A 23,046-nucleotide genomic window follows, 5' to 3' on the forward strand; every position below is an offset into this window, starting at 1 on the left:
CACATCAATATAATATCGCATTTGCCAGTCAGAGACCGAACCTTTCTGCAAAGTAAGTATTCGGTCTCTGACTTTTATTTTTCACAACAATATTTCTCACAACAGAATTTCTTTTCCCAGCGTAAACGAATAAATATACCGTTCCTTCACTTTCCGGCCTGTCATCCGCTCTAGCGCCTGGGCATAATCTTCCAGCTGAACACGATAACGGTCGATCAGTTTCTGTTCTTCTCCACGTTTCACAAAGTCCGTTTTATAGTCCACCAGAACGATTTCTTCCGCCTCTATAAAATACGCATCAATGATTCCCTGCACCAGAACATCTTCCTCACACTGCCACTCCGGTTCCAGCTCCGAAGCTTTTCTTGCGATCACAAAGGGCTGCTCCCTAAACAGCAGCTTCTTCTCTGAAGCCGCTTTCATCCTCTGGCCGAGAGATGATTCCCCAAAGTTCCAGATGTCTCTTACCCGGACAGACTCAGCCTCTTTTCTTTCCATCTTCTTATTATCACCCCATTCTCTCAGCTGACTGCGGATTTCCTCCTGGCTTCCGGCATGTCCGTAATCCAGGCACTCCATCACCCGATGATAAGCCGTTCCGCGAAGTGCTCCTGTATAACCTTTCTCTTTTTTCTCCTCGATAAACCGAGGAACTATCGGCTGAATTTCTTCTTCCGTCTCATAATCCACCGTCTCTTCAAGATCCTGTTCACTGTGGTAACTTCTCTTTTTCAGTTCTGATACACTGACTTTCACAGGAAGATCTTCCAGATATTGATATGGATATATGAAAGAAAACCGTCTCTCGATCTCTTCCCGGATCTCACTGTCAAAAACTCTGCCCGGATTCCAGTTTTCCAGAGTTTCTTTCTTCATTTCCCGCTCTGCCTGTTCCACAATCTCATTTTCTGTAAGATCCTGTGCTGTGATCTTCGTCACCACAAATTCCGAAGGATCCCCATACAGTGGATTCATCCGGTTCATAAATATTCCATATTCATGGAAAAGTGACGACATACACCTGTGCCTTGCAAGAGATGGAAGTACATAATCCCAGTAAGTTTTTCCACGCATACGCAGTCCCAGAGAAAGCAGCTCTTCTTTACTGTCCCTTAATACGGACAGTGATGTCAATTTTTGTTCCAGATCTCCCACTGTTCCACAGAGAATCAGTTTTTCTTTTGCTCTGGTAAGTGCTACATACAGCACACGGAGTTCCTCCCCCAGACTTTCTTTAAGAAGTTCCCGGCGGATGATCTGTTTGCACAGGGATGATGCGATGATCCTCTTTTCCGGCAGTATGGCGTCCGCACCGATGCCAAGATCCGGATGGATCAGAATACTTGCATTCATATCCCGGAAATTAAACCTTTTCCCCATTCCTGCCGCAAACACAACAGGAAACTCCAGACCCTTGCTCTTATGAATGGTCATGATCTGCACAGCACTTTCTCCTGCCCCGGAAAGGTTCACCTCTCCGTAATCCACCTGATACTGCTGCAGCTTCTGGATATACCGTACAAAATTAAACAGACCACGATAACTTGTCTTCTCGTATTCCATGGCTTTTTCCACCAGCATGTTCAGGTTTGCACTTCTCTGTGCGCCATCTGGCATAGCCTTTGCATGGTTTCCATATCCGGTACGTTCCAACACTTCCAGGATCAGCTGGTGAACCGGCGTATATGCAGCCATATCCCGGAGTCCGTTCATTGTGTCCCAAAAACGGGATAGTTTCTCTCCCAGAGTTTTTTTCTTCTCCTCAAAAATCCGGTGTTCCCGATAATCCTCCACAAATGCCCGCACACATTCACAGATCATTCCCTCCGGATATGCGATCCGAAGCTCTGCCAGCTCCTCTGTGGTGCATCCCACAATGGGAGAACGAAGCACACCGGTCAGAGGAATATCCTGAAGAGGATTATCCAGCACCCGGAGATAATTCAGAAGTGTAACAACCTCTGTTGTGGAAAAATATCCGGTTCGGGACGCCGTATAGGACGGAATCCCTCTTGCAGCCAGCACTTCCCCAAAAGTCTCTGCCCATCCGGTGGCAGAGCGGAGCAGGATCACAATATCTCCATACCGTACAGGACGGTACTCCCCGGTTTCCTTGTCAAGCACAAGGTCATGTCCCACCATGGAACGGATTTTTCCTGCAATGGCCAGAGCCTCCAGCTCCCTTTCATTTTCCGGTGCGTCCACATCGGAATCCTCCAGGATCTCCCCGTCTTTTTCCACAAGAAGAACCTCAGTCTTTACGAATTCGCTATCCTGTCCCTCTGAAAAAGTGGCTCCCGGATACAGAGCTGCCGCCTCATCATAATCAATTCCACCCAGATCCGCACCCATGATCTGGCGGAAAATAAAGTTGACACTTTCCAGAACCTCCGGTCTGCTTCGGAAATTTTTGTGAAGATCGATCCTCTGCTCCAGGCTGTCTGTCAGAGAATAGCTTTTGTACTTCTCCATAAACAGCTCCGGACGAGCCAGTCGGAACCGGTAAATACTTTGCTTCACATCTCCTACCATAAAGATATTTTTACGGTCATTCACCCAGCCGGAAACATTCTGCATCAGAATTTCCTGAACCAGGTTGCTGTCCTGATATTCATCCAGAAGAACCTCATCGTATTTCTCGGAAAGTTCCCTTGCTGCCTGGCTTGGCGTACAGATATCTCCTTCTTTTTTCAGAAGGATCTCCAGGGCAAAATGTTCCATGTCTGAGAAATCCAGGACATTTTTTTCCCTCTTCTTGTCACTGAAACGCTGTGCAAAATCTTTGGTGAGTTTTACCAGCATCTTTAATGGTCCTGCAGATGCCAGCGTCAGCTCCGTCAGTTCCTCAAGACTGCACTGAAAATACCGGCTTCCCAGATCTTTCAGGATATCCTTTGCATCTTCCCGGATATCTTTTACCAGACTTTTCAGCTGGCCGGATACCCCTTCCATCTTTTTTGTGGAAAGCCTTGCAAATGAAAGATTCTGCAGAGTCTGTACCATCTGATCATAGTCCTGTTTATCGGACAGTTCCTGCAACTGCCGGATCAGCACAAGATCTTTCTGCAGGGCATCCAGATACAGTTCCGGTCCCTCACTTTCTCCACAGATCTCCATGGCACTCCGGTTCAGTTCTTCTGCTTCCTTCAGCGCACTGTCCACAATTTCCCACAGAGACTGGTACCACTTTGTTTCCACAATTCCTTTTTCCGGGTCCAGGCAGTAATTCTCCACACAGCCATCCAGCCACTCTTCGGGCCAGGGATTACTAATGGACGCATCATACAAATCCAGAACATGCTCTTTCAGGCTTTCATCGGATTTCCCTGCCGCATAGCATTCCACAAAAGTGGTAAAATCCTCATCGCCCTCTGCATAATAATCTTCAAAAAGCTCCTTGAGCACGTCTTCCTGCAAAAGCTTCAGTTCTCCTTCATCTGCTGTCCTGTAACCCGGGTCCAGTCCGATCAGATGAAAATAATTCCGGATCACATAGGAGCAGAATCCGTCAATGGTCGTGATCTGTGCAGTATGGATCAGTGTCATCTGTCTCTGTAGATGCTCATTATCCGGATCTTCGGCCAGTGCCTGATCCAGGGCACGTTCAATACGTTCTCTCATCTCTCCTGCTGCCGCTCTTGTAAAAGTCATGATCAGAAGGCGGTCAATATCCACCGGTTTCACAGGATCCATGATCTTACTTAAGATCCTCTGTACCAGCACTGCGGTTTTACCGGAACCGGCCGCCGCACTGACCAGAATATTCCTGTCCCGGAGCGTAATGACTTTTTCCTGTTCTTCCGTCCATTTCACAGCCATTTATTCGTCCTCCTTCATGATTTTTTTCCACAGGTCACTTTCTGTGAACGACGGCAATCTGTGAAACTCATATCCCGGTATCTTTCTGTCAAATCCGCAGACCGTACTGTACGGACAGTAAGTGCAGGCATTCTTTTTTCCAAGCTCATAAGGTGCCACTGCCGCATTTCCGTCCAAGATCGATTCCCGGATATCGCAGATCTTACGGCGCACATATTCTCCCAGCGCATCAAACTGCTGCCTGGATGCCACCGAAGACCGCCTGCTGAAACTTCCGTCCTTATTTCTGGACACTGGTATGGATGCAAGAGTTTCATCAATCTTTATGCTTACATCATCATCCGCCTGGACCAGACCGTTCATTTTCAGTTTTTTCAGCATCTGATCCTGGACCCTCTCTACGTCCGCATGGATCTTCTCCTGGATCATGGGATCCTTCACATTATAATAAAAAATTCCCGCAGGAACAATTTCCCGGTCCGGATACTTTCTCTGTTCCACCTTCAGTGCACCATCCAGATAGATCATCAGCTGCAGCTGCAAGCCATGATACAGCGCCAGCATATCAAAGGAAGTATTTCCGGTCTTGTAATCAATAACTTTTACATAGACCCGGTTGTTCTCCGGTTCTTCCATAATATCCACACGATCGATCCGGCCACCTTCAAATTTCACCTCAAAACCTTCCGGCCGGAATTCTCCATGTTTCAGCTGTTCCTGCAGTGCCCACACCGTACGCCTTAAGATCCGTCTGGTCCGCTCGATCATATATTCATTCCTTGCACTGCTTTTGAGAACTGTATTTCCGTAATCTGCGGAAACCTGATCCAGACAGTCATCTATGATACGGTTTCTTTCTTCCTCTGTAAGATCCGCCCAGTCCAGTCCCTCTTTTCGGACTTCCGCCGCAAATTTTTCCAGTGCCATGTGCATCACATTTCCCATATCCATAGCACGGAATTCATATTCCGCCCGTTCTGTCACTTTCAAGCCATACTGCAGGAAATGTGCAAAGGCACAGGCCGCAAACCGCTCCAGCCTGGTAGCACTGTACGGAGAAACTTCCCCGTAAAGAATTCCTGCCACCGTTTTTCCGATCATATCCGACGGACGTTCCGAAAAAGATACTTCTGTCAGCCGTTTCACAAGTGTCCTATATTCCGGACTCTGAAGGTACCAGCTGTACAGTTCCTGGAACACTGCATCATCCCGATACGATTCTCCCGCAAGACCTTTCAGCAGATAATCCAGACTGATTCCCGGAAGTTCCAGAAGCTCCATGGAGTCCTGCGCTTCCCCACACTGCCGGATCTCCATTTCCGGAAACATTTCCCGGATATTATTAATCAGAAATGCCGGGCTTAAAGCCTTTCCCTGACTGTCCGACTGACAGAAAGAAAGGCAGAGAAGTTCTCTCGGCTTGGTCATATTCAGATAGAGATAAAATCTCTGCGTATTCATCAGCTCTTTCGGACCAGGTGCCAGCTGTATCCCCTGATCCTGAAAAAATTCCCGGTCAAGCTCAGTCAAAATTCCCCCACCGGAAGTATTCTTGGGGATATTCCCCTCATTGACTCCAACAAAAAACAGTGCACGGATATCTTTCAGCCTGGTTCTCTCCATATCTCCCACAAGTACCTGATCCATACTTGGAGGAATCAATGCTACTTTGGCCTGATTAAGACCGGTCTCCAGAAGCTGCCGGAAATCCTGGCGGCTCACTGTCTCCTCACCCAGGATCTCCACCATGTTGTCCAGAAGTTCCATAACGATCCCGTATATCTGAGCATACTCCTTCTCCATGGCCTTGTCGCCCTGTTCCTTAAATTTCAGTTCCTGATGTTTCAGTTTCTGCTGCACCTGGCTCTTCAGGGCAAACTCATAGAGAATGGTACAGTATTCCCGTACCGTCTTCTTCCCGCCTTTAAAACTTAACGCCAGCTCCCTGGTCTCATCCGCAAACCGCTCCCGGATCTCATTAAGCCTCTGAATGCTCTCCGGCGGCATCCCCCGGTAAATACGCACCCATACTTCATCCCATTTCTTAAATCCACGGATGCCAAGAGCCAGCACATAATTCTCCAGAAGATCTGCTTCCTCCCTGGTCACGCAGGACATCCCGCACCGGAGATAACGGAATACACTCTCATAGGAAAAATCCTGCACTGCCATCTCAAGTGCCGCACGGAAATATTCCACAAAAGGATTCATCAGAACCGTATGTTTCTCATCAATGAAATACGGGATCCCGGCTGCTGTAAACACCTGCTTCGCAAGATTTCCGTACTCCTCCAGGTTACCGGTGATCACCGCGATCTCACCGTAACGGCAGTCTTTTTCACGGACAAGTCTGGCAATCCGCCGGGCAGTTTCTTCCATCTCTTTCAGAGGACTCGTTGCGGAAAACATACAGATCTCATCCTGCTTCTTTTTATATACGTTTTTCCGGTAACGGAAGATATTTTTTTCCAGAAAATGAAGAGCCGGTGCCTGGGAAAACCGGGATTTTCTCACATCTTTCAAAAGGATCGATTCCTCAATATCCCTAGTCAGTTCCGAAAGTCCGTGGATCATCTGACGGCTCATATAAAAAAGCTGATAGGGCTTCCCTCTGGTGCTTAAATTCTCGGTTGCATCCATAGTCACCGTCACCATCACTTTTTCACAGACAGCAAGCAGCTCTCCCACCACCCGCATCTGAATGGGCGTAAAACCGGTGTATCCATCCAAAAGAAGAACACTGTTTTTCATCTTTTTTGAAAAAGGAAGGGCTTTTTCCAGAGCGTCCATCACTTCTTCACCTGTCATATAATGATCTTTCAGATACCCGATAAAAGCCTGATAAAGAACAGATACATCTTTCAGTTTCATCTGAAGCAATGCTCTGTCACTGGAATCCTCGATCATCTCCTGGATCTCACTGTCCCGGATATCGTACTGCATAAACTCCGACAAAATGGACTTCACTTCATCCAGATATCCCGCCTTACGCATCTGGCCTCCCAGGTAGGAAAGCTCCTTTCCATGCTGCTGGACCATCTTCTGGAGCACCATACTCTTACCTGTTTCTTCCAGAAGCGTACGGCTGTCTCCACCAACTTCCTCCAGCACGCGATATGCCAGACGCTCAAAACTTAAAATATCAATATTCAGGATTCCTTTTCCCGGACTCATCTCCACCAGCGTCTTCTGGGTCTGCATGGTAAACTGTTCCGGCACGATCACAAAGAAAAGCTTCTCTGGATGCAGTCCGGCCTGTTCTATGATATTCTGATATGCATAACAGGATTTTCCGCTTCCGGAACTTCCTATAATAAACTGTAAAGACATCTGTTTCCTCCTGATCCGTCTAAAGTACCCCTATCATACCACAAATCCTGTTCCTATAGAACGGGAGCTCTGGCATAATTTCTCCATCTCTTTAATAAACTATATAAAAAGCTTCGGGAGGCGTGCGCCATGAGTTCCAAAACCAGGATCATCGTCCTACATATGAAAGAGATCATCTACACAGCCGTCTTTCTGGCTCTGGCTGTTGTTCTGGCTGTTATCCTTTTCTTCATGTTCGGTCCCGGAAAAACTGCCAGTGATACAGCCAGCGAAAAATCCCGCTACAAACCGGGCGTATATACCTCTTCCATCACCCTTAATGACAATACCTTCGATGTGGAAGTCACCGTAAACGCCGACAAGATCAAAGCCATCCGTCTGGTAAACTTAAGCGAAACCACAAAAGCTTCTTACCCTCTCATGGAGCCGGTTCTGGATTCTCTGGCAAGCCAGATCTATTCCAGCCAGTCCCTGGAGGACATTCAGTATGCAGGAGACCGGAAATACACCTCCCAGGTACTCCTTTCAGCCATCACAGACGCAGTAAAAAAAGCGGAGAACACCTAAGCTCTCCGCTTTTCTTTTTACTTTCAGATTTCAATCTTCTCCAACACATCCTGCCAGATTCTTGCACTGGCATCACTTGGCATTCTTAAGTCTCCTCTTGGAGAAAGCGCCACACTACCTACCTTCGGACCATCCGGCAGGCAGGAACGCTTAAACTGCTGGGCAAAAAATCTCCGGTAGAAGGTTTTCAGCCATTTCAGTATCGTCTCTTTATCATAAATTCCCTCAAAAGTCAGGCAGGCAAGCCGATAAATTTTATCCGGTGTAAATCCTGCACGCAGCATATAATACAGATAAAAATCATGAAGCTCATAAGGTCCTACCAGATCCTCGGTCTTCTGAGCGATTTTACCATCTTTTGGTGGCAGAAGCTCCGGGCTGACCGGAGTATCCAGGATATCCAGAAGAACCTCTTTCAGTTCCTCATCCCCGCAGGTATCCGCATAATAACGTACCAGATGACGTACCAGTGTTTTCGGGACAGAAGCATTCACACCATACATGGACATGTGATCACCATTGTAGGTTGCCCACCCCAGAGCCAGCTCGGAAAGATCTCCCGTTCCCACAAGAACTCCACCTTCCTTGTTTGCCGTATCCATCAGGATCTGGGTACGCTCACGTGCCTGACTGTTCTCATAAGTCACATCGTGGATGTCCGGATCATGTCCGATATCCCGGAAGTGTACATTTACCGCCTCTTTAATATTCACCTCAGTAAGTTTTGCACCAAGGCAGCAACTTAACTTACATGCATTCTGATAGGTTCTGTCTGTTGTTCCAAAGCATGGCATGGTCACACAGTGGATCTGCTCTCTCGGCATTCCCATCCGGTCAAAAGCACGGGCCATTACAAGAAGCGCCAGGGTAGAATCCAGTCCGCCGGAAAGCCCTACCACCGCACTCTTGCTGTGGATATGTTCCATACGTTTCTTAAGTCCCATGGCCTGAATATTCAGGATTTCCTCGCAACGCTCATCACGTTCTTCCTTCACAGACGGAACGAATGGATACTGGGGATACGTTCTGGTAAGTTCGGTTTCTTCCTCTTCTACGGAAAAACCAACTCTTGTATGGCTGCAGGTGGAAACCGCCGGATACGTGGACATTCTTCTTCTCTCATCGGCCAGTCTCTGTACATCGATCTCACTGTAGATGATACCATTTTCAAAACGTCTGCTTTCCGCAAGCATGGAGCCATTTTCCGCGATCATATTCTGTCCGCCAAACACAAGATCCTGGGTGGACTCGCCCTCTCCTGCGCTTGCATAAATATATCCGCAGATCAGCCGTGCAGACTGCCCGCTTACCAGAGTTCTCCGGTAAGAATCTTTCCCTACCATCTCATCGCTGGCAGAAAGATTGACGATAATATGGGCGCCGTTGATGGCATGACGGATACTTGGCGGTGCCGGAACCCAGAGATCCTCACAAAGCTCTGCCGCAACAGTGAATTCCGGAAATTCCTCACACTCAAAGATCAGGTCTGTTCCAAAAGGAATCTCATCCCAGAATTCATCTTCCTCATTTTTCACGCCCTTCAGGAAGTCCACAAATTCCACATCTTCTTCCTCTGCACCGGCAAACTGTCTCTGCTCATAAAACTCGTTATAATTAGGAATATGGGTCTTCGGCACAAAGCCCACGATACGGCCATGATTCAGGGCAGCTGCCACATTATAAAGCTTGCCTCTGTGACGCAGCGGAAGTCCCACAAAGATCAGGGCATCCGTCTCTTTTGTCTCGTCTGCAATATGCAGAAGTTCATCCCACGCGCTGTCCAGAAGACATCTCTGGAGAAAAAGATCGTGGCAGGTATATCCTGTGATACAGAATTCCGGAAATACCATCAGCTTGACATGCTCTTTTTCCATTTCGTGAATGGCTTTCAGGATCTCCTCCCCGTTTGCCTTGCAGTCTGCAACGGTAACTCTCGGCGTTGCTGCTGCCACCTTGATAAAACCATGCTTCATTTTTTCTTCCTCCTGCGGCTTATCGCTTGCACTCTCTTATGATTCTCTTAAGATCTTCCACTGTAAAATTATAATTTTTATTGCAGAAATGACAGTTCATCTCAATGTCCTTGCCTTCCTGGATCATCTCGTTGAGCTCTTTTCTTCCAATGCTGATCAGCGCCTTTTCCACACGTTCTCTGCAACAGTTGCAGTGGAACTGTGTGGGCAGTGTATCATTGATCTCGATGTCAAAACCTTCCAGTACTTTCTCAAGAAGACTTTCCGGTGTATGGCCCTGCTCCAAAAGGCTGGTAACAGAATCGATCTTTGATACGTTTTCCTCAAGCTTTGCGATCACTTCTTCCTCTGCAAACGGCATCAGCTGCACAATAAAGCCGCCGGCCTGACGGACCGTATTATCCTTATTCATCAGCACACCCAGTCCTACTGCAGACGGAACCTGCTCACTGGTGGCAAAATAATAGGTAAGGTCTTCCGCAATCTCACTAGTCTGAAGTGCAACCTGACCCACATACGGCTCTTTCAGTCCCATATCTTTGATCACATCCATAAAACCTACACCCACAGCTCCCGCAACATCCAGTTTGCCTTTGCTGTTTGCTGGAATACATACATCCGGATTTCCTACATAACCTTTTACATTTCCGTGAGAATCTGCAGTTACCGTAATCCCCTGCAGCGGTCCGCCTGCGTGGATACGAAGTGTAAGAAGATCTTTTTCCCCTTTCATCATCGCTCCCATCATGGCTCCGCCGGTAAGGAGACGTCCCAGTGCCGCTGTTGCCACCGGGCTGGTATTATGATTCTGTCTCGCTGCCTCCACCATATCTGTTGTCACAGCCGCAAATGCACGGATCTGGCTGTTTGCCGCTGTTGCTCTTACAATATAATCACTCATATAAAAAAATTTCCTCCTTTATTTCTCTTCTGCCGAAATTCCCTTGCCATGTTCTCTTGCCACAAAAGTCAGCCTTCCACTGTCTGGCTTCGGTGCATCCTTGGTGTATGCATCATAAACTGCCAGCGGAATCAGTCCCGCCTTTTCAAGCAGTTCCCGGATTTTTTCCGGCTCGTAGGCCTTCTGGTAATGAATCTCCTCGTCTCTCTCATAAAGACCGTCTTCTCTTGGAAGAAACAGAGTCAGGTCATAAACGTTGATCCCTGTCTCCTCGTCAAATTCATTTTCCCAGATAAAGCTTCCCTCTTCCCGGTTCTCCGCAATGGTAGTATTTCCAAGCATTTCCCGGTATTTATACGGGGTGTTCATATCAAATATAAAAATTCCATCCGGATCAAGATAATTATTCACCAGCTTAAATACGGTAAGCAGATCTTCTTCCTCTGTAATATAATTCATACAGTCACAGACGCTAACGATAGCACGTACTGTTCCATAAAGTTCAAACTCCCGCATATCCTGCTCCAGGTAAAGGATCTCATGGCCGGACTCTGCCCTTTTTTCCATGGCCTCGCCCAGCATTTCCTCGGAATTATCCACGCCGATCATATCATAACCGGACTCTGCCAGAAGTTCCGTCATCACTCCGGTCCCGCAGCCAAGTTCCAGCACGATCCCCTCTTCAATTCCGTATTCCTTAAGGCTTCCGATCAGATATTCCGCCCATTTTTCATATTCCACATTGTCCATGAAGATATCATAAACTCTGGCAAAATCGCTGTATGCTTCCATAAAAACCTCCAAATATTTTCCGGGCGTTTCATCGCCCGCAGCGTTCACATTATATCATGTCTTCCTGCATAAGTATACGCCTCTGACATAATATGGTACAAAAAATCCGGGACCGCAGCCACATAAGCTGTGATCCCGGAACTCTTATTTAACCGAATACTATTGGGACTGATTCAGGCTTTACTGTACAGGCATATAGTATACATCTGCTGCCTCTCCATGCCAGTAGAAACTTGTTCCATCCTCTTCATATACATCACAGTCATACTGAGAAGAGAAGGTGAAACGGTTTCCTTCGTTATCCATCCATGCACCGTTTCCGTCCGGAACGATAACACGTGGTTTACCATCGGAGTTTCTGTAAATAGTTCTTGTCTCATCGGTGTTGCTGAGCTGCTCATCTGTAAATCCACCATTTACGATAGCCCCTGAAGAACTTCCATCGGAAGATGTACTTCCGTCAGAAGAACCGTCAGACGTTGTTCCATCTGCTGTGCCGCTTCCATCTGTGGATGATCCGTCCGCTGCTGCACTTCCATCAGAAGAGGTGCTTGCATCGGAAGCTGCTGTTCCGTCAGAAGAAGTTCCATCTGCTGCAGTACCATCAGAAGATGCACTTCCGTCAGAAGAAGCTGCTGCATCGCCTGTACCTGCAGTCTTGGCTGCGGAACCACTTGCCGCACTCTTCAGCGTGGAATCTCCGAGGATTGCAAAGCTGTCCACAGACTCCTGTACCTTCTTCAGAGCATCCTCTGTTTTAACAGAAGCCACAATGCTGTAGTACTCGCTGTCATTTACAAAATATTTATTGATGGCATATACATAACCATCACTCTTGGTTGTATCTTTGTATTTTACGGTGTAGGAATAGATATTGATTCCATCTTTCTGGTCTGACTTATAATCCTGGATCTCAAAATCAGTTCCATTGACCATGTTCTCTGCCTGTGTCATGGAAACGGCCATATCCTGTGAATTCGGGATTACCGCAGACTCCAGATCTGCACCAGAACCGTGAAGGATCAGAATCTTACCCTGATCCGGAGACTCAAAGCTTAACATATCTGTCTCATCGGATTTATTAGCCCAGGTTGCATCCGGAAGCTTAATCGCTACGGATTTATCCTTGGATGTGTAGGTTGTGTTCTGTGCATCTGCCGCAACAGTTGGTGTAGCTGTCGCTTTCTTCGCAGGTGTAGGAGTAGGAGTAGACTCCACAACCACGCTGTCCTCTTTTCCACCTCCGAAACTACATGCAGTCATGACACCAGAGAGAGCAACAGTCATAGCTAAAAGTGCGATAAATTTTTTATTCTTCATAGTATCCTCCTCATAATCATCATCAGTCACAAAGTGTGTCCGGAATATTCACTCCTGAACACACTCTTTGCTACATTTTACGATTTTATTACAACTTTGTCAATTGATTTCTCCCTGTACTTTATGAATATCCCGTAAACAAATATCCTGTTCCGTACAGACTTTTTCCTATATTATAATCTCCCCAGATGTGCCTATCTTATTCCATTCCATATCAGATTCTGTATTTCCGGTTTTACGTCTCCGATACGGAATTTCTGTTTTCTTTTAATCTGTCCCTCTTTTTTTTTCGATAATTGTATCTTTATTCGTATACACTCATGTTGTAAAGTATATCCAACCAAAAACATATGAAAAGAGGACATCTATATAAAGATGTTTTCGGGAAAGGATTCATAACTATGGAAAAAGCAGTTCAGACATCTCAGGGAACTGATCAGGAGCTTTCATCTGTTCAGTTTCTCACCATCACAGCCGTATTTGTTGCACTGACTTATATCTTCACAGCATTTATTAATGTCAAGCTTCCAATTGCAGCCAACGGCGGACTGATCCACCTTGGAAATGTACCGCTCTTCATCGGTGCCATTTTATTTGGAAAGAAAACCGGAGCCATCGCAGGCGGAATCGGAATGGGCTTGTTCGACCTTCTCTCCGGTTGGACACTTTGGGCACCATTTACTCTTATCATTGTAGGCATTATGGGATTCACCGTAGGTAAGATCACAGAAGACCACAAACATCAGAACATGAAATGGTATGTGATCGCCATCGCCGCAGCCTGCGCGATCAAGGTTGTCGGCTACTACATCGCAGAAGTTATCATCTATGGAAACCCGCTGGCACCGGTATCTTCCATTCCTGGAAACCTGGTACAGATCGGAGTTGCAGCAGTTATCGTTCTCGTAGTGATCACACCATTAAACCTTGCAGCAAAAAAAACCGGATTAAAAAAATAAATAACCAAAGAAAACAAGAGGTGAGTTTATGTATAAGATCATGACACCAGGACCTACACAGGTCGCAGAAAACGTCCGTCTGGCAAGAAGCCTGGAATGCACCAACCCGGATCTGGACGAAGATTTTGTCGAATTTTATAAAGAAACCTGCGAGAAGATCAGTTCTCTTCTCCACACCTCCAATGAAACCCTCATCTTAAGTGGTGAGGGTATTCTTGGTCTGGAGGCTGCCATCGCTTCCATGACTGAGCCTGGAGATAAGGTTCTCGTTCTCGACAATGGTATCTATGGAAAAGGCTTTGCCGATTTTGTTTCCATGTACGGAGGCAAACCGGAACTTTATACCCGAGATTACCGGAATACCCTCGATGTGAAGGAACTGGAAGATTTTCTTGCAGATAACCATGACTACAAATATGCAACCGTAGTTCACGGCGATACTCCAAGTGGTATGCTCAACGATGTCGCTGCCATCTGTCCCCTTCTTAAAAAATATGGAATCCTTACCGTTGTAGATTCTGTCTCTGCTTCTTTCGGCGAACCACTGAACATTGATGCATGTCAGATTGATATCATGTGCGGCGGATCACAGAAAGTGGTATCCGCACCTCCGGGACTTACCTTTGTTGTAGTCAGCAGCGATGCAAAGAAGGCAATGACTGAAAGAAAGACACCCATTGCTTCTTTCTACGCAAATCTCACAACCTTTGCACATTATTATGAAGAAAAATGGTTTCCATATACCATGCCGATCAGCGATATCTATGGCCTGCGGGCTGCTATTGACAACATTGCCGATGATCCCGGGATCCTTACACGCCATGCCAAAATCGCCGCAGCCTCCCGAAAGGCCATTACAGGAGCCGGACTTAAGCTGTATCTCCACAGCGGCTATTCCAGCACTGTAACTGTTTTTGAAGTTCCGGAATGCACCACAGCCGCTGCGATCCTGGACGGAGTCAAAAAAGACTACAACATCATGCTTGCAGGTTCTTTCGACGTTCTCGCAGGCAAGGTCATCCGCATCGGCCACATGGGAAACAATGCAACTTTCTACAATGTACGTGAAGTTTTCCATGCTCTGGACGGAACCTTACGAAAACTGGGTGTTGCACTTACCGGATCTATGGAAGAGATCTTCTGTGAAAACATGAAATAAAACAGCTCTATTATATCTTTTGATTCTTTATCAAAAAAATCATCAAAAAAACGCTGTAAAAGGACTCTTGCACCACGATTTCCCTTTACAGCGTTTTCTGTTACTTTCTATTCTGTTATTTCATACATATACAATTCATGAAGCGCTCTGGTTGCCGCAATATACCTTGCTCTCTGCACGATGGGACTTCGGTCTGCCCCCGGAAATACCGAAAATACCTGGTCAAATTCCAGTCCTTTTGCCATATAAAAGGTGGTAACCGTAAGACCTTTTTTGAAGTTTGTACTGTCTCTGTGAAGCAGGGACAGCCGCTCCTTTGTATCAAATCCTTCTGCTTCCAGTTTTTTCTGAAGGATATAGTATGCTTCTCTTGCCTCATCTGCAGTTCTCGTTATCACCGCTGCTGTCTCGTAAGAAAATTCTTCCTGGCCTTCCGCACCGGCTGTCTCCATATCTGCCATTTCCATTCTGTCTGCTTCAGCTTCCGTCACTGCCTGCTTCTCCAGTTTCAGTTCCTTCACCACGCGCTCCAATGCCTCGATAAGCCCCGGAAATTCTTTTTCCTCCACCGGTTTTCCATGACGCTCAAACAGTTCCACTTCTGTGATCCCGGCAAGCTGATTTGCATAAGAAGCGATCTCAATAGTGTTACGGTAGCTCTTGTTCATCACGATCCTGCGGATATCTTTTCCAAAGATCTTCGGAAGGAATGTGAGTACATCCTGCTGATCCCCGTCCATGGTCTGCTCCCGGTCTCCAAGGATCGTCATCTTACATTTAAAAAGCTTCTGGATGATCAGATACTGGATCCTGGAATAATCCTGCATCTCATCTACGATCAGGTGACGGACACCACTGTCCTCCTGCTGGGTTTCCAACCGGTATTTCAGATACAGGATCGGATACACATCCTCATAACGAAGCTTTCTCTTTTCATACTGTACCTGTGGAAGCGCCGGAAATCCTTCCTGTCTCAGGAAACGGTTGTACAGAACATAAAGGTCTCTCGTCTCGTACATCCGGTAAAAACGGCTCTTCACTGCCTCCCGCTCTTCCTCCGGAAGGTCAAATCCCTTCAGCGTTTCCACCTCATCAATGAAATACTCCGCCACTGCATCCATTCTGGAAAGCAGCGGGATATCCATAAATTTAAAGTAAAAGAGCTCGATGATCTCCTGTTCTTTTTTGACTACACCACGATGTTCCACATCCCGGAAATTCATAAGGCTGTCTTCCAGTTCTACCAGATACCCTTCCATGCGGTCCAGAAAATCCCGGGACTGTTTTTCCTTCAGAAGTTTCTCATCGCACGATCCTGCGATCTGTCGCTCGATCAGATCATAGCGGTCTTCGCAGTCTGACACTGTATTTTTCAGTCTCTTATAGGCAAAAAGATCAAAGCTCATCTCCCGGATATTCTCTTCTCCAAGCTCCGGCAGAATATGGGAAATATAATCCGAGAACACTCCGTTGGGTGAAAGCACCAGCACAGAAGAAGATTTCAGATTTTTCCTGTCATGATAGAGAAGATAGGCGATCCTGTGCAGGGCGATGGATGTCTTGCCGCTTCCTGCAGCTCCCTGGATCACCATGATCCGGTCCGAAGTGTTTCGGATAATGGCATTCTGCTCTTTCTGAATGGTGCGGATAATGTTTTTCAGCTGTACATCTCCGTTACTTCCAAGCTCTGCCTTCAGGATCTCATCATCGATCTTCACATCACTTTCAAACTCATAGATCATTTTTCCACCACGGATCTTATACTGCCACTTGGCAGCAATGTCTCCATGGATTTCCCCCAGAGGTGCCTGATAGGATGCCGGCCCTTTGTCAAAATCATAGAACAGTCCGGACACCGGTGCTCTCCAGTCATAGATCAGTGGAAGGCCACCGTTTTCCTCCGCAAGGTTTGCAATTCCGATATAAAAGATCTCGGGCTCATAGTCGCCCTCATAACAGAAATCTACTCTTCCAAAAAATGGAGAATCCATCATTTTCCGGAACCTGCGGCGCAGCTCGATCTTCTCATTGCTTGCATTGATCTCATGGAGAAGTGCCTGCTGGTTATCAAAGTTCTCATAGCCGTACTGATCCATCTCTGTGTAGTTTTCCCAGTAGTACTCGTGCATCCCTTCGATTTCTTTCTGACCTGCTTCTATGGAATCATTCAGCTGAGTGATCCGGTGACGCAGAGTTTCTGTCACATGTGTAAGATATTCCCGTCCGTTTTTTACTGCTGCCATACGCCTTAATCCACCACTACCGCTGTTCCGCTTGCTGTAACCATCAGCATGCCATTGTCTGCGCCAAGCACCTCATAATCGATATCCACACCGATCACTGCGTTGGCTCCCATTGCTGCCGCGCGCTGCTCCAGCTCTTTCAGTGCCTCTTCTCTGGCTTTCTGAAGCTCTTCCTCATATCCGGCACTTCTTCCGCCGAAAAAATTCCGAAGACCTGCGCCAAGGTCCTTGATAACATTCACTCCTGTGATCACTTCTCCAAATGCGATTCCTTTATATTCACGGATTGCTCTTCCCTCTACCGATGGTGTTGTTGTTATGATCATGGTAAATCCTCCCGTTTCTTTCATTTTTTATAGATACTCCGGAGCCTTTTTTGAAAGCCCTGTTTCAGAGTCCTTACTACAGAATTATACCTGAAAGCGGAACGGATGTATAGAGTAAAAAAGCGAAGCGGACGTTCGGAATCCGCTTCGCTCTTTTTTTATATAATAACACTTTGTCTTTCTATCAGCTTATGCCTGTGCCTCTTTTTTCTCGAACTGACTGTTATAAAGATCCGCATAAAATCCTTTTCGTGCCAGCAGTTCTTCATGATTGCCCTGTTCAATAATATCTCCGTCTTTCATAACCAGGATCAGATCAGCATCCTTAATGGTGGAAAGTCTGTGGGCAATGACAAAGCTGGTTCTGCCCTTCATCAGGTTATCCATGGCCTTCTGGATCTGCATCTCGGTTCTGGTATCTACGGAAGATGTGGCCTCATCCAGGATCAGGATCTTATTGTCCGCCAGGATCGCCCTTGCAATGGTGAGCAGCTGCTTCTGGCCCTGGGAAACGTTGCTGGTCTCCTCATCCAGAACCATCTGATAGCCGCCAGGCTGCTGCATGATAAAGTTGTGGATATGAGCCGCTTTTGCAGCTGCGATCACCTCTTCATCGGTTGCATCCAGTCTTCCGTAACGGATATTTTCCATAATGGTTCCGGAGAACAGCCAGGTATCCTGCAGCACCATTCCAAACATCTCACGGAGATTACTGCGGTTGAAATTACGGACATCATGACCGTCAACCTTGATACTTCCGCCGTTTACATCATAGAAACGCATCAGAAGTTTGACCATGGTTGTCTTTCCGGCACCGGTCGGTCCTACGATAGCGATCTTCTGACCGTCATGCACATCCGCGGAAAAATCATTTACAATGATCTTATCCGGGTTGTAGCCGAATTTTACATGCTCAAACTGTACATTTCCTTCCAGTCCCTCAATAGAATCCGGATTCTCCGGCTGAAGTTCTTCCTCCGGCTCCTCAAGAAATTCAAATACCCGCTCAGAAGCTGCCGCGGAAGACTGCAGAAGGTTTGTAACCTGTGCGATCTGCTGGATCGGCTGTGTAAAGTTACGGATGTACTGGAAAAAGGACTGAATATCTCCAACCTCAATGGTTCCCCTGATGGCAAAAACGCCTCCAAGAAGTGCCACCATCACATAGCCAAGGTTTCCTACAAACTGCATGATCGGCATCATCATTCCGGAAAAGAACTGGGATTTCCATGCAGACTCATAAAGCTTCTGATTATCACGCTCAAATTCTTTGAGCACGTCCTGTTCTTTATTGAACACTCTTACTACATCATGACCACCGAAGTTCTCCTCTACCTGGCCGTTTACTTTTCCAAGATACTCCTGCTGTGCCTGGAAATATTTCTGTGAATGTTTCATCACCTTGTTGATGATAAACATGGAAATCGGCAGGATCAGAAGTGCTGCCAGAGTCATCCACACATTGATGGAAAGCATCATGATAAATACACCGATCAATGTGGTTACGGATGTGATCAGCTGGGTCATACTCTGGTTGATACTCATCTGCAGGGTATCCACATCGTTTGTCACCCTGGAAAGGATCTCACCGTTTGTCCGGCTCTCGAAATAATTCATTGGCAGACGGTTGATCTTCTTTGAGATATCTTTTCGGAGATTGTACGTGACATCATTGGAAATCCCCGTCATGACAAAACCCTGGATCAGGGAAAAGCATGCACTTGCCACATACAATCCCAACGTCCACAGAAGGATCATTCCGATCTTGTCAAAATCAATTCCGCCTGTACCATTTACCTTGGCAACCAGGCCTTTATACAGCTCTGTAGTGGCTTTTCCAAGGATCTTCGGACCTGCAATATTAAAAGCAGTTCCTGCCACTGCAAAGATAAACATCAGGATAAAACGGAATTTATATCTGCCCATATAGCCAAAGAGCTTTTTCATGGAGCCTTTGAAGTCCTTGGCCTTCTCTGTTGGCTGCATTCCGTGTCCGCCCATCGGGCCTCTTCTTCTCTGCTGACTCATGCCAATTCCTCCTCTGATAACTGACTCATAGCAATCTGGCGATATACCTCGCAGGATTTCATCAGCTCCTTATGGCTTCCGATCCCTGCCATATGTCCATCGTCCAGTACAAGGATCTTATCTGCATTTAAGATCGTACTGATACGCTGTGCCACGATAATGGTTGTTGCTTCTTTTGTATGTTCTTTCAGCGCTTTCCGAAGTGTACTGTCTGTTTTGAAATCCAGTGCGGAAAAGCTGTCATCAAAGATAAAGATCTCCGGATCTTTTGCGATAGCTCTGGCAATGGAAAGTCTCTGCTTCTGACCACCGGAAACATTGCTTCCGCCCTGTGCGATCGGAGATCCATAGCCCTCCGGTTTTGTGTCGATAAACTCCGTAGCCTGTGCAACCTCTGCTGCTTTTTTCACCGCGTCTTCTGAGATTTCTGTCTTACCGTAGCGGATATTGGAATCAATGGTTCCTGAGAAAAGCACGCCCTTCTGCGGAACATATCCGATCCTGTCACGGACATCTTTCTGTGTCATTTCCCGGACATCCACACCGTCTACTTTTACAGATCCTTCTGTTGCATCATAGAAACGTGGAATCAGGTTGATCAGCGTACTCTTACCGCTTCCGGTGCTTCCGATGATTGCCACGGTCTCGCCACGTTCTGCCTTAAAGGAAATATCTGTAATAACATTCTCTCCTGCTTCCGGATAAGCAAAACTTACATGATCGAATTCCACTGTACCTTTCACATTCTCAGAAGGCTGTACCGGATTCTCCGGATCATGAACACTTACTTCTGTTTCCAGCACCTCATTGATACGACGTGCAGATACATTTGCTCTTGGAAGCATAATGGACATGGCTGTGATCATCAAAAATGACATGATGATCTGCATTGCATACTGGATAAACGCCATTACATCACCAACCTGCATGCTTCCGCTGTCTACCGCATAAGAACCGCTGTAGATGGTTAGTACGGAAACTGCGTTCATGATCAGCATCATCACCGGCATCATAAATGTCATACAACGGTTTACAAAGAGGTTTGTCTTCGTCAGAGTGATATTTGCATCCTCAAAACGCTCCTCCTCATGTTTTTCACGGCTGAATGCACGGATAACCGGAATACCGGTAAGGATTTCTCTTGTTACCAGGTTCAGCTTATCTACCATGGTCTGCAGGGCTGTAAATTTCGGCATTGCGATCCTGAACAGCATTGCCATAAATGCCATGATCAGTACAATGGCCACCCCAAGGATCCATGTCATGGAGGAATCTCTCTGAAGCACGCGGATCACACCACCGATTCCAAGGATCGGCGCGTAAAGCACGATACGGAACATCATAGCCATTACCTGCTGGATCTGCTGGATATCGTTCGTGCATCGTGTGATCAGGGATGCTGTTGAAAACTTATGGTACTCTCTGCTGGAAAAACCTATGACTTTGTTATAAACCAGTCCACGGAGATCATGTCCCATAGATGCAGCAACTCTGGACGAAAGAAATACCACACATACTGCAGCCATCATAGTGACCAGTGCCATCAGCACCATGCGGATACCTGTTGCTTTCATGTAATCCATCTGTATGGCATCCACATCTTCACCCATAGCTTCATATTCTGCACGAACATAGGAAACACCTGCCTGTGTGATGATGGATTCCTGCATCTTGTCGATCTTTTCTCCGACCTGCTCCTTCACAGCAGCCAGAGCCTCTGCAGGCATCTGAGAAAGAGCCGCCAGTGGATCAGTCCCTTCCGGGATTCCCATTTTTGCAAGAGCTGCCTTTGATTCCTCACTGTCGGACGTCAGAGTAGAAACAATCACCATCGGTTTGCCGAAGATATCGTTGAGTTCTTCTCTGTCTTCTTTGGAGATTTTATCCTTTAATACCAGATCATCTCCCTCTTCCTCATAAAATCCATCCACAGTTTTCGCATCATCCTCTTCCATAAACAGCTTCAGACTGTCCATGGACGTCTTTCTGATCTTCTCAGGAACACTGTCTTCAATACCGTTCTGCTGAATTCCCACATTAATGATATTTGATGTGTAATTCGGCAGAGACAGATCACAGTATGCCTGAAGAAAAAGAAGCGCAATGATGAGTACGATGTAACCTGCAGATCGTTTCAGATATTTCATCAGTTTAATCACGTTTCTGTTCCTTCCTTTCTGTCATGTCCTCCGGCTGAAGCTTTTCTATGGCTTCCTCCGGCTGGATCTTTTCGATATTTACAAGGATCTGCTCCAGAAATCTCCGAAGCAGGCACTGTTCCGCCTCACTGAAGCCTTCCATCATCACAGCCTCATTTTTATGGATCCGTTCCAGTGCTTTTGCCTTGATTTCCTTTCCCTTTTCTGTCATGTAGATCCTGGTCACACGCTGGTCCTTTTCATCCGGTTTCTTATAAAGAAAACCTGCTTTCTCCAGTCTCTGTATCGATACATTTACCGTAGGCGGCTTGATATGCAGGATCTTTGCCAGCTCCCTCTGACTTAAGCCATCCTTCTTGGCAACAAGTCCCAGAACCGGGATCTGTCCCGGATAAATGCCAAGTTCCTGCATCTGTCCAAAACATTTCGTCATAAAGTGACGGTCCACCTTCATAAACAGAGATAAAAAACTGCTCTGCTTCTCTTTCTCATCGTCCTCCTCACAAAACACTCTGTCACTCCCTTCCTCCATCAGAACTTCTGCTTTTTATTTCTTATCTTTCAGGCAGAAGTATCTTTTTTGATTAGTCGGCTAACTATATATAATATATATCTGCACAAAAAATGCAACTGGTTTTTGTGAATTTTACACTTTTTTAAGATTTATAGTTTCTTTTATCACCAATTAAAATCTGTCAATTGATTTGCCAAGCTAATTTATTTTCTTCTGTTTTTCCTATTTTTCGCATAAAAATACCCGCTTCGGAATTGTACTATCCGAAACGGGTGCTTCTTTCTGTTCTCTATATATTGTAAAACAATGAATCCACTTTTCTCTGAAATTCTTCAAATTTTCCAATGTATTCGTCAACTATGATATGACAGTATTTTTTCACAATAACTCCGTCATAATCATGTGCCAGCTGATTACGGACTTTCAGCATATCCATCCATTCATCGCCCTGGATCAGCTCTGCCTTAAACGACTCTCTCAAAACTTCTCTTGGTGATCCTGCAACAAAACCGGTGATCGCATAATACTGAACCAGAATATCTTTCATTACTTTCCAGGCAAGATCAAAGGTAATGCTGAATTTCGCACTTGTACCACTTAATACAAAGGAATCTTCCATATCACGTTGTCTCGCCTCAGTTAATGAAGCAAGAGAATTTTTAAAGGATTCATACCTCTTCGTAAATTTTTCGTCCATACTGCTCTATATCCTCCAACAGCAACTGATTTTCACAGGTGTCCAGATCTACCAGATCTATCGTATATAAAGTCGGGATATCCTCGATCTCTTCCTGAAGTTTTTCCATATCAGAAACCCCGCATACAGCAATATCTATATCACTTCTATCCCTCGCAGTCCCCTTAGCTCTGGAACCGAAAAGAATTACCCTTGAAGCTCCATTTCTCCTGCATATCTCTGTTATCTTCTGAAAAACTTCTTCTAATATCATCGTCAC

The 23,046-nt window shown here is 46.2% G+C and carries 16 protein-coding genes; 3 read left to right on the forward strand and 13 right to left on the reverse strand.

The genetic code is table 11. The annotated features are described in order from the left end of the window. Positions 1-96 precede the first annotated feature (96 nt). Together addA and GPK88_RS16420 are read right to left on the reverse strand one after the other, a co-directional pair. Positions 97-3,819 carry a helicase-exonuclease AddAB subunit AddA gene (addA, locus tag GPK88_RS16415; protein WP_173771746.1) on the reverse strand — a complete coding sequence of 1,241 codons (3,723 nt, stop codon included), beginning with the start codon at positions 3,817-3,819 and terminating at the stop codon, positions 97-99. Then, complete coding sequence (locus GPK88_RS16420; RefSeq protein WP_173762535.1) at positions 3,820-7,149, reverse strand: PD-(D/E)XK nuclease family protein; 3,330 nt, start codon at positions 7,147-7,149, stop codon at positions 3,820-3,822. A 129-nt stretch (positions 7,150-7,278) separates the two neighbouring features. On the opposite strand from GPK88_RS16420, the gene GPK88_RS16425 reads away from it, so the two are divergent. Continuing rightward, positions 7,279-7,716 carry an FMN-binding protein gene (locus GPK88_RS16425; protein ID WP_148444831.1) on the forward strand — a complete coding sequence of 146 codons (438 nt, stop codon included), beginning with the start codon at positions 7,279-7,281 and terminating at the stop codon, positions 7,714-7,716. Between the two features lie 23 nt (positions 7,717-7,739). On the opposite strand, the gene GPK88_RS16430 is transcribed toward GPK88_RS16425, so the two are convergent. The 4 genes from GPK88_RS16430 to GPK88_RS16445 all read right to left on the reverse strand — a co-directional run bounded on the left by GPK88_RS16430 (position 7,740) and on the right by GPK88_RS16445 (position 12,702). After that, complete coding sequence (locus GPK88_RS16430) at positions 7,740-9,689, reverse strand: NAD(+) synthase (protein ID WP_148444832.1); 1,950 nt, start codon at positions 9,687-9,689, stop codon at positions 7,740-7,742. Positions 9,690-9,708: 19 nt separating this feature from the next. Then, positions 9,709-10,590 carry an Hsp33 family molecular chaperone HslO gene (hslO, locus tag GPK88_RS16435; protein WP_215708046.1) on the reverse strand — a complete coding sequence of 294 codons (882 nt, stop codon included), beginning with the start codon at positions 10,588-10,590 and terminating at the stop codon, positions 9,709-9,711. Positions 10,591-10,608: 18 nt separating this feature from the next. After that, the gene (locus GPK88_RS16440) at positions 10,609-11,382 is read right to left on the reverse strand and encodes a class I SAM-dependent DNA methyltransferase (RefSeq protein ID WP_148444834.1); all 774 of its coding nucleotides are present in this window, start codon (positions 11,380-11,382) and stop codon (positions 10,609-10,611) included. A 180-nt stretch (positions 11,383-11,562) separates the two neighbouring features. Continuing rightward, entirely contained in the window at positions 11,563-12,702 is a 1,140-nt protein-coding gene (locus GPK88_RS16445; protein ID WP_195567005.1) for a hypothetical protein, read from the reverse strand. Between the two features lie 401 nt (positions 12,703-13,103). Here GPK88_RS16445 and GPK88_RS16450 point away from each other — a divergent pair, with 401 nt between their 5' ends. Both GPK88_RS16450 and GPK88_RS16455 read left to right on the forward strand, forming a co-directional pair. Next, positions 13,104-13,661: an ECF transporter S component gene (locus GPK88_RS16450; RefSeq protein ID WP_148444835.1), complete on the forward strand. Its 558-nt coding sequence runs from the start codon at positions 13,104-13,106 to the stop codon at positions 13,659-13,661. Between the two features lie 28 nt (positions 13,662-13,689). After that, positions 13,690-14,820, forward strand: coding sequence for a pyridoxal-phosphate-dependent aminotransferase family protein (locus tag GPK88_RS16455; protein WP_148444836.1), 1,131 nt, complete (start codon positions 13,690-13,692; stop codon positions 14,818-14,820). A gap of 107 nt (positions 14,821-14,927) precedes the next feature. Here GPK88_RS16455 and GPK88_RS16460 read toward each other — a convergent pair whose 3' ends face one another. The 7 genes from GPK88_RS16460 to GPK88_RS16490 all read right to left on the reverse strand — a co-directional run bounded on the left by GPK88_RS16460 (position 14,928) and on the right by GPK88_RS16490 (position 23,040). Continuing rightward, complete coding sequence (locus GPK88_RS16460; RefSeq protein ID WP_173771742.1) at positions 14,928-17,063, reverse strand: HelD family protein; 2,136 nt, start codon at positions 17,061-17,063, stop codon at positions 14,928-14,930. Between the two features lie 5 nt (positions 17,064-17,068). Continuing rightward, positions 17,069-17,389 (reverse strand): putative heavy metal-binding protein, encoded by a 321-nt coding sequence (locus tag GPK88_RS16465; RefSeq protein ID WP_021977063.1) that lies wholly within the window; start codon positions 17,387-17,389, stop codon positions 17,069-17,071. Between the two features lie 189 nt (positions 17,390-17,578). Then, the gene (locus GPK88_RS16470) at positions 17,579-19,417 is read right to left on the reverse strand and encodes an ABC transporter ATP-binding protein (protein ID WP_148444838.1); all 1,839 of its coding nucleotides are present in this window, start codon (positions 19,415-19,417) and stop codon (positions 17,579-17,581) included. After that, complete coding sequence (locus GPK88_RS16475; protein WP_173762548.1) at positions 19,414-21,576, reverse strand: ABC transporter ATP-binding protein; 2,163 nt, start codon at positions 21,574-21,576, stop codon at positions 19,414-19,416. The genes GPK88_RS16470 and GPK88_RS16475 overlap by 4 nt, the downstream gene beginning before the upstream one ends. Further along, a complete protein-coding gene (locus GPK88_RS16480; protein ID WP_244094463.1) occupies positions 21,569-22,108 on the reverse strand; it encodes a MarR family winged helix-turn-helix transcriptional regulator in 540 nt (179 codons plus the stop codon). Before GPK88_RS16480 ends, GPK88_RS16475 begins: the two co-directional genes overlap by 8 nt. Before the next feature lie 271 nt (positions 22,109-22,379). Continuing rightward, entirely contained in the window at positions 22,380-22,787 is a 408-nt protein-coding gene (locus GPK88_RS16485; protein ID WP_148444840.1) for an HI0074 family nucleotidyltransferase substrate-binding subunit, read from the reverse strand. Next, positions 22,759-23,040 carry a nucleotidyltransferase family protein gene (locus tag GPK88_RS16490; protein WP_173762549.1) on the reverse strand — a complete coding sequence of 94 codons (282 nt, stop codon included), beginning with the start codon at positions 23,038-23,040 and terminating at the stop codon, positions 22,759-22,761. The genes GPK88_RS16485 and GPK88_RS16490 overlap by 29 nt, the downstream gene beginning before the upstream one ends. Positions 23,041-23,046 lie beyond the last annotated feature (6 nt).

The sequence above is a fragment of the Blautia sp. MCC269 genome, from assembly GCF_018785655.1.
GTDB lineage: Bacteria > Bacillota > Clostridia > Lachnospirales > Lachnospiraceae > Blautia_A.

Coding starts and splice junctions, on each gene's coding strand:
- addA (WP_173771746.1), bottom strand. CDS start 3,819: ATGGCTGTGAAATGGACGGAAGAACAGGAAAAAGTCATTACGCTCCGG.
- GPK88_RS16420 (WP_173762535.1), bottom strand. CDS start 7,149: ATGTCTTTACAGTTTATTATAGGAAGTTCCGGAAGCGGAAAATCCTGT.
- GPK88_RS16425 (WP_148444831.1), top strand. CDS start 7,279: ATGAGTTCCAAAACCAGGATCATCGTCCTACATATGAAAGAGATCATC.
- GPK88_RS16430 (WP_148444832.1), bottom strand. CDS start 9,689: ATGAAGCATGGTTTTATCAAGGTGGCAGCAGCAACGCCGAGAGTTACC.
- hslO (WP_215708046.1), bottom strand. CDS start 10,590: ATGAGTGATTATATTGTAAGAGCAACAGCGGCAAACAGCCAGATCCGT.
- GPK88_RS16440 (WP_148444834.1), bottom strand. CDS start 11,382: ATGGAAGCATACAGCGATTTTGCCAGAGTTTATGATATCTTCATGGAC.
- GPK88_RS16445 (WP_195567005.1), bottom strand. CDS start 12,702: ATGAAGAATAAAAAATTTATCGCACTTTTAGCTATGACTGTTGCTCTC.
- GPK88_RS16450 (WP_148444835.1), top strand. CDS start 13,104: ATGGAAAAAGCAGTTCAGACATCTCAGGGAACTGATCAGGAGCTTTCA.
- GPK88_RS16455 (WP_148444836.1), top strand. CDS start 13,690: ATGTATAAGATCATGACACCAGGACCTACACAGGTCGCAGAAAACGTC.
- GPK88_RS16460 (WP_173771742.1), bottom strand. CDS start 17,063: ATGGCAGCAGTAAAAAACGGACGGGAATATCTTACACATGTGACAGAA.
- GPK88_RS16465 (WP_021977063.1), bottom strand. CDS start 17,389: ATGATCATAACAACAACACCATCGGTAGAGGGAAGAGCAATCCGTGAA.
- GPK88_RS16470 (WP_148444838.1), bottom strand. CDS start 19,417: ATGAGTCAGCAGAGAAGAAGAGGCCCGATGGGCGGACACGGAATGCAG.
- GPK88_RS16480 (WP_244094463.1), bottom strand. CDS start 22,108: ATGGAGGAAGGGAGTGACAGAGTGTTTTGTGAGGAGGACGATGAGAAA.
- GPK88_RS16485 (WP_148444840.1), bottom strand. CDS start 22,787: ATGGACGAAAAATTTACGAAGAGGTATGAATCCTTTAAAAATTCTCTT.
- GPK88_RS16490 (WP_173762549.1), bottom strand. CDS start 23,040: ATGATATTAGAAGAAGTTTTTCAGAAGATAACAGAGATATGCAGGAGA.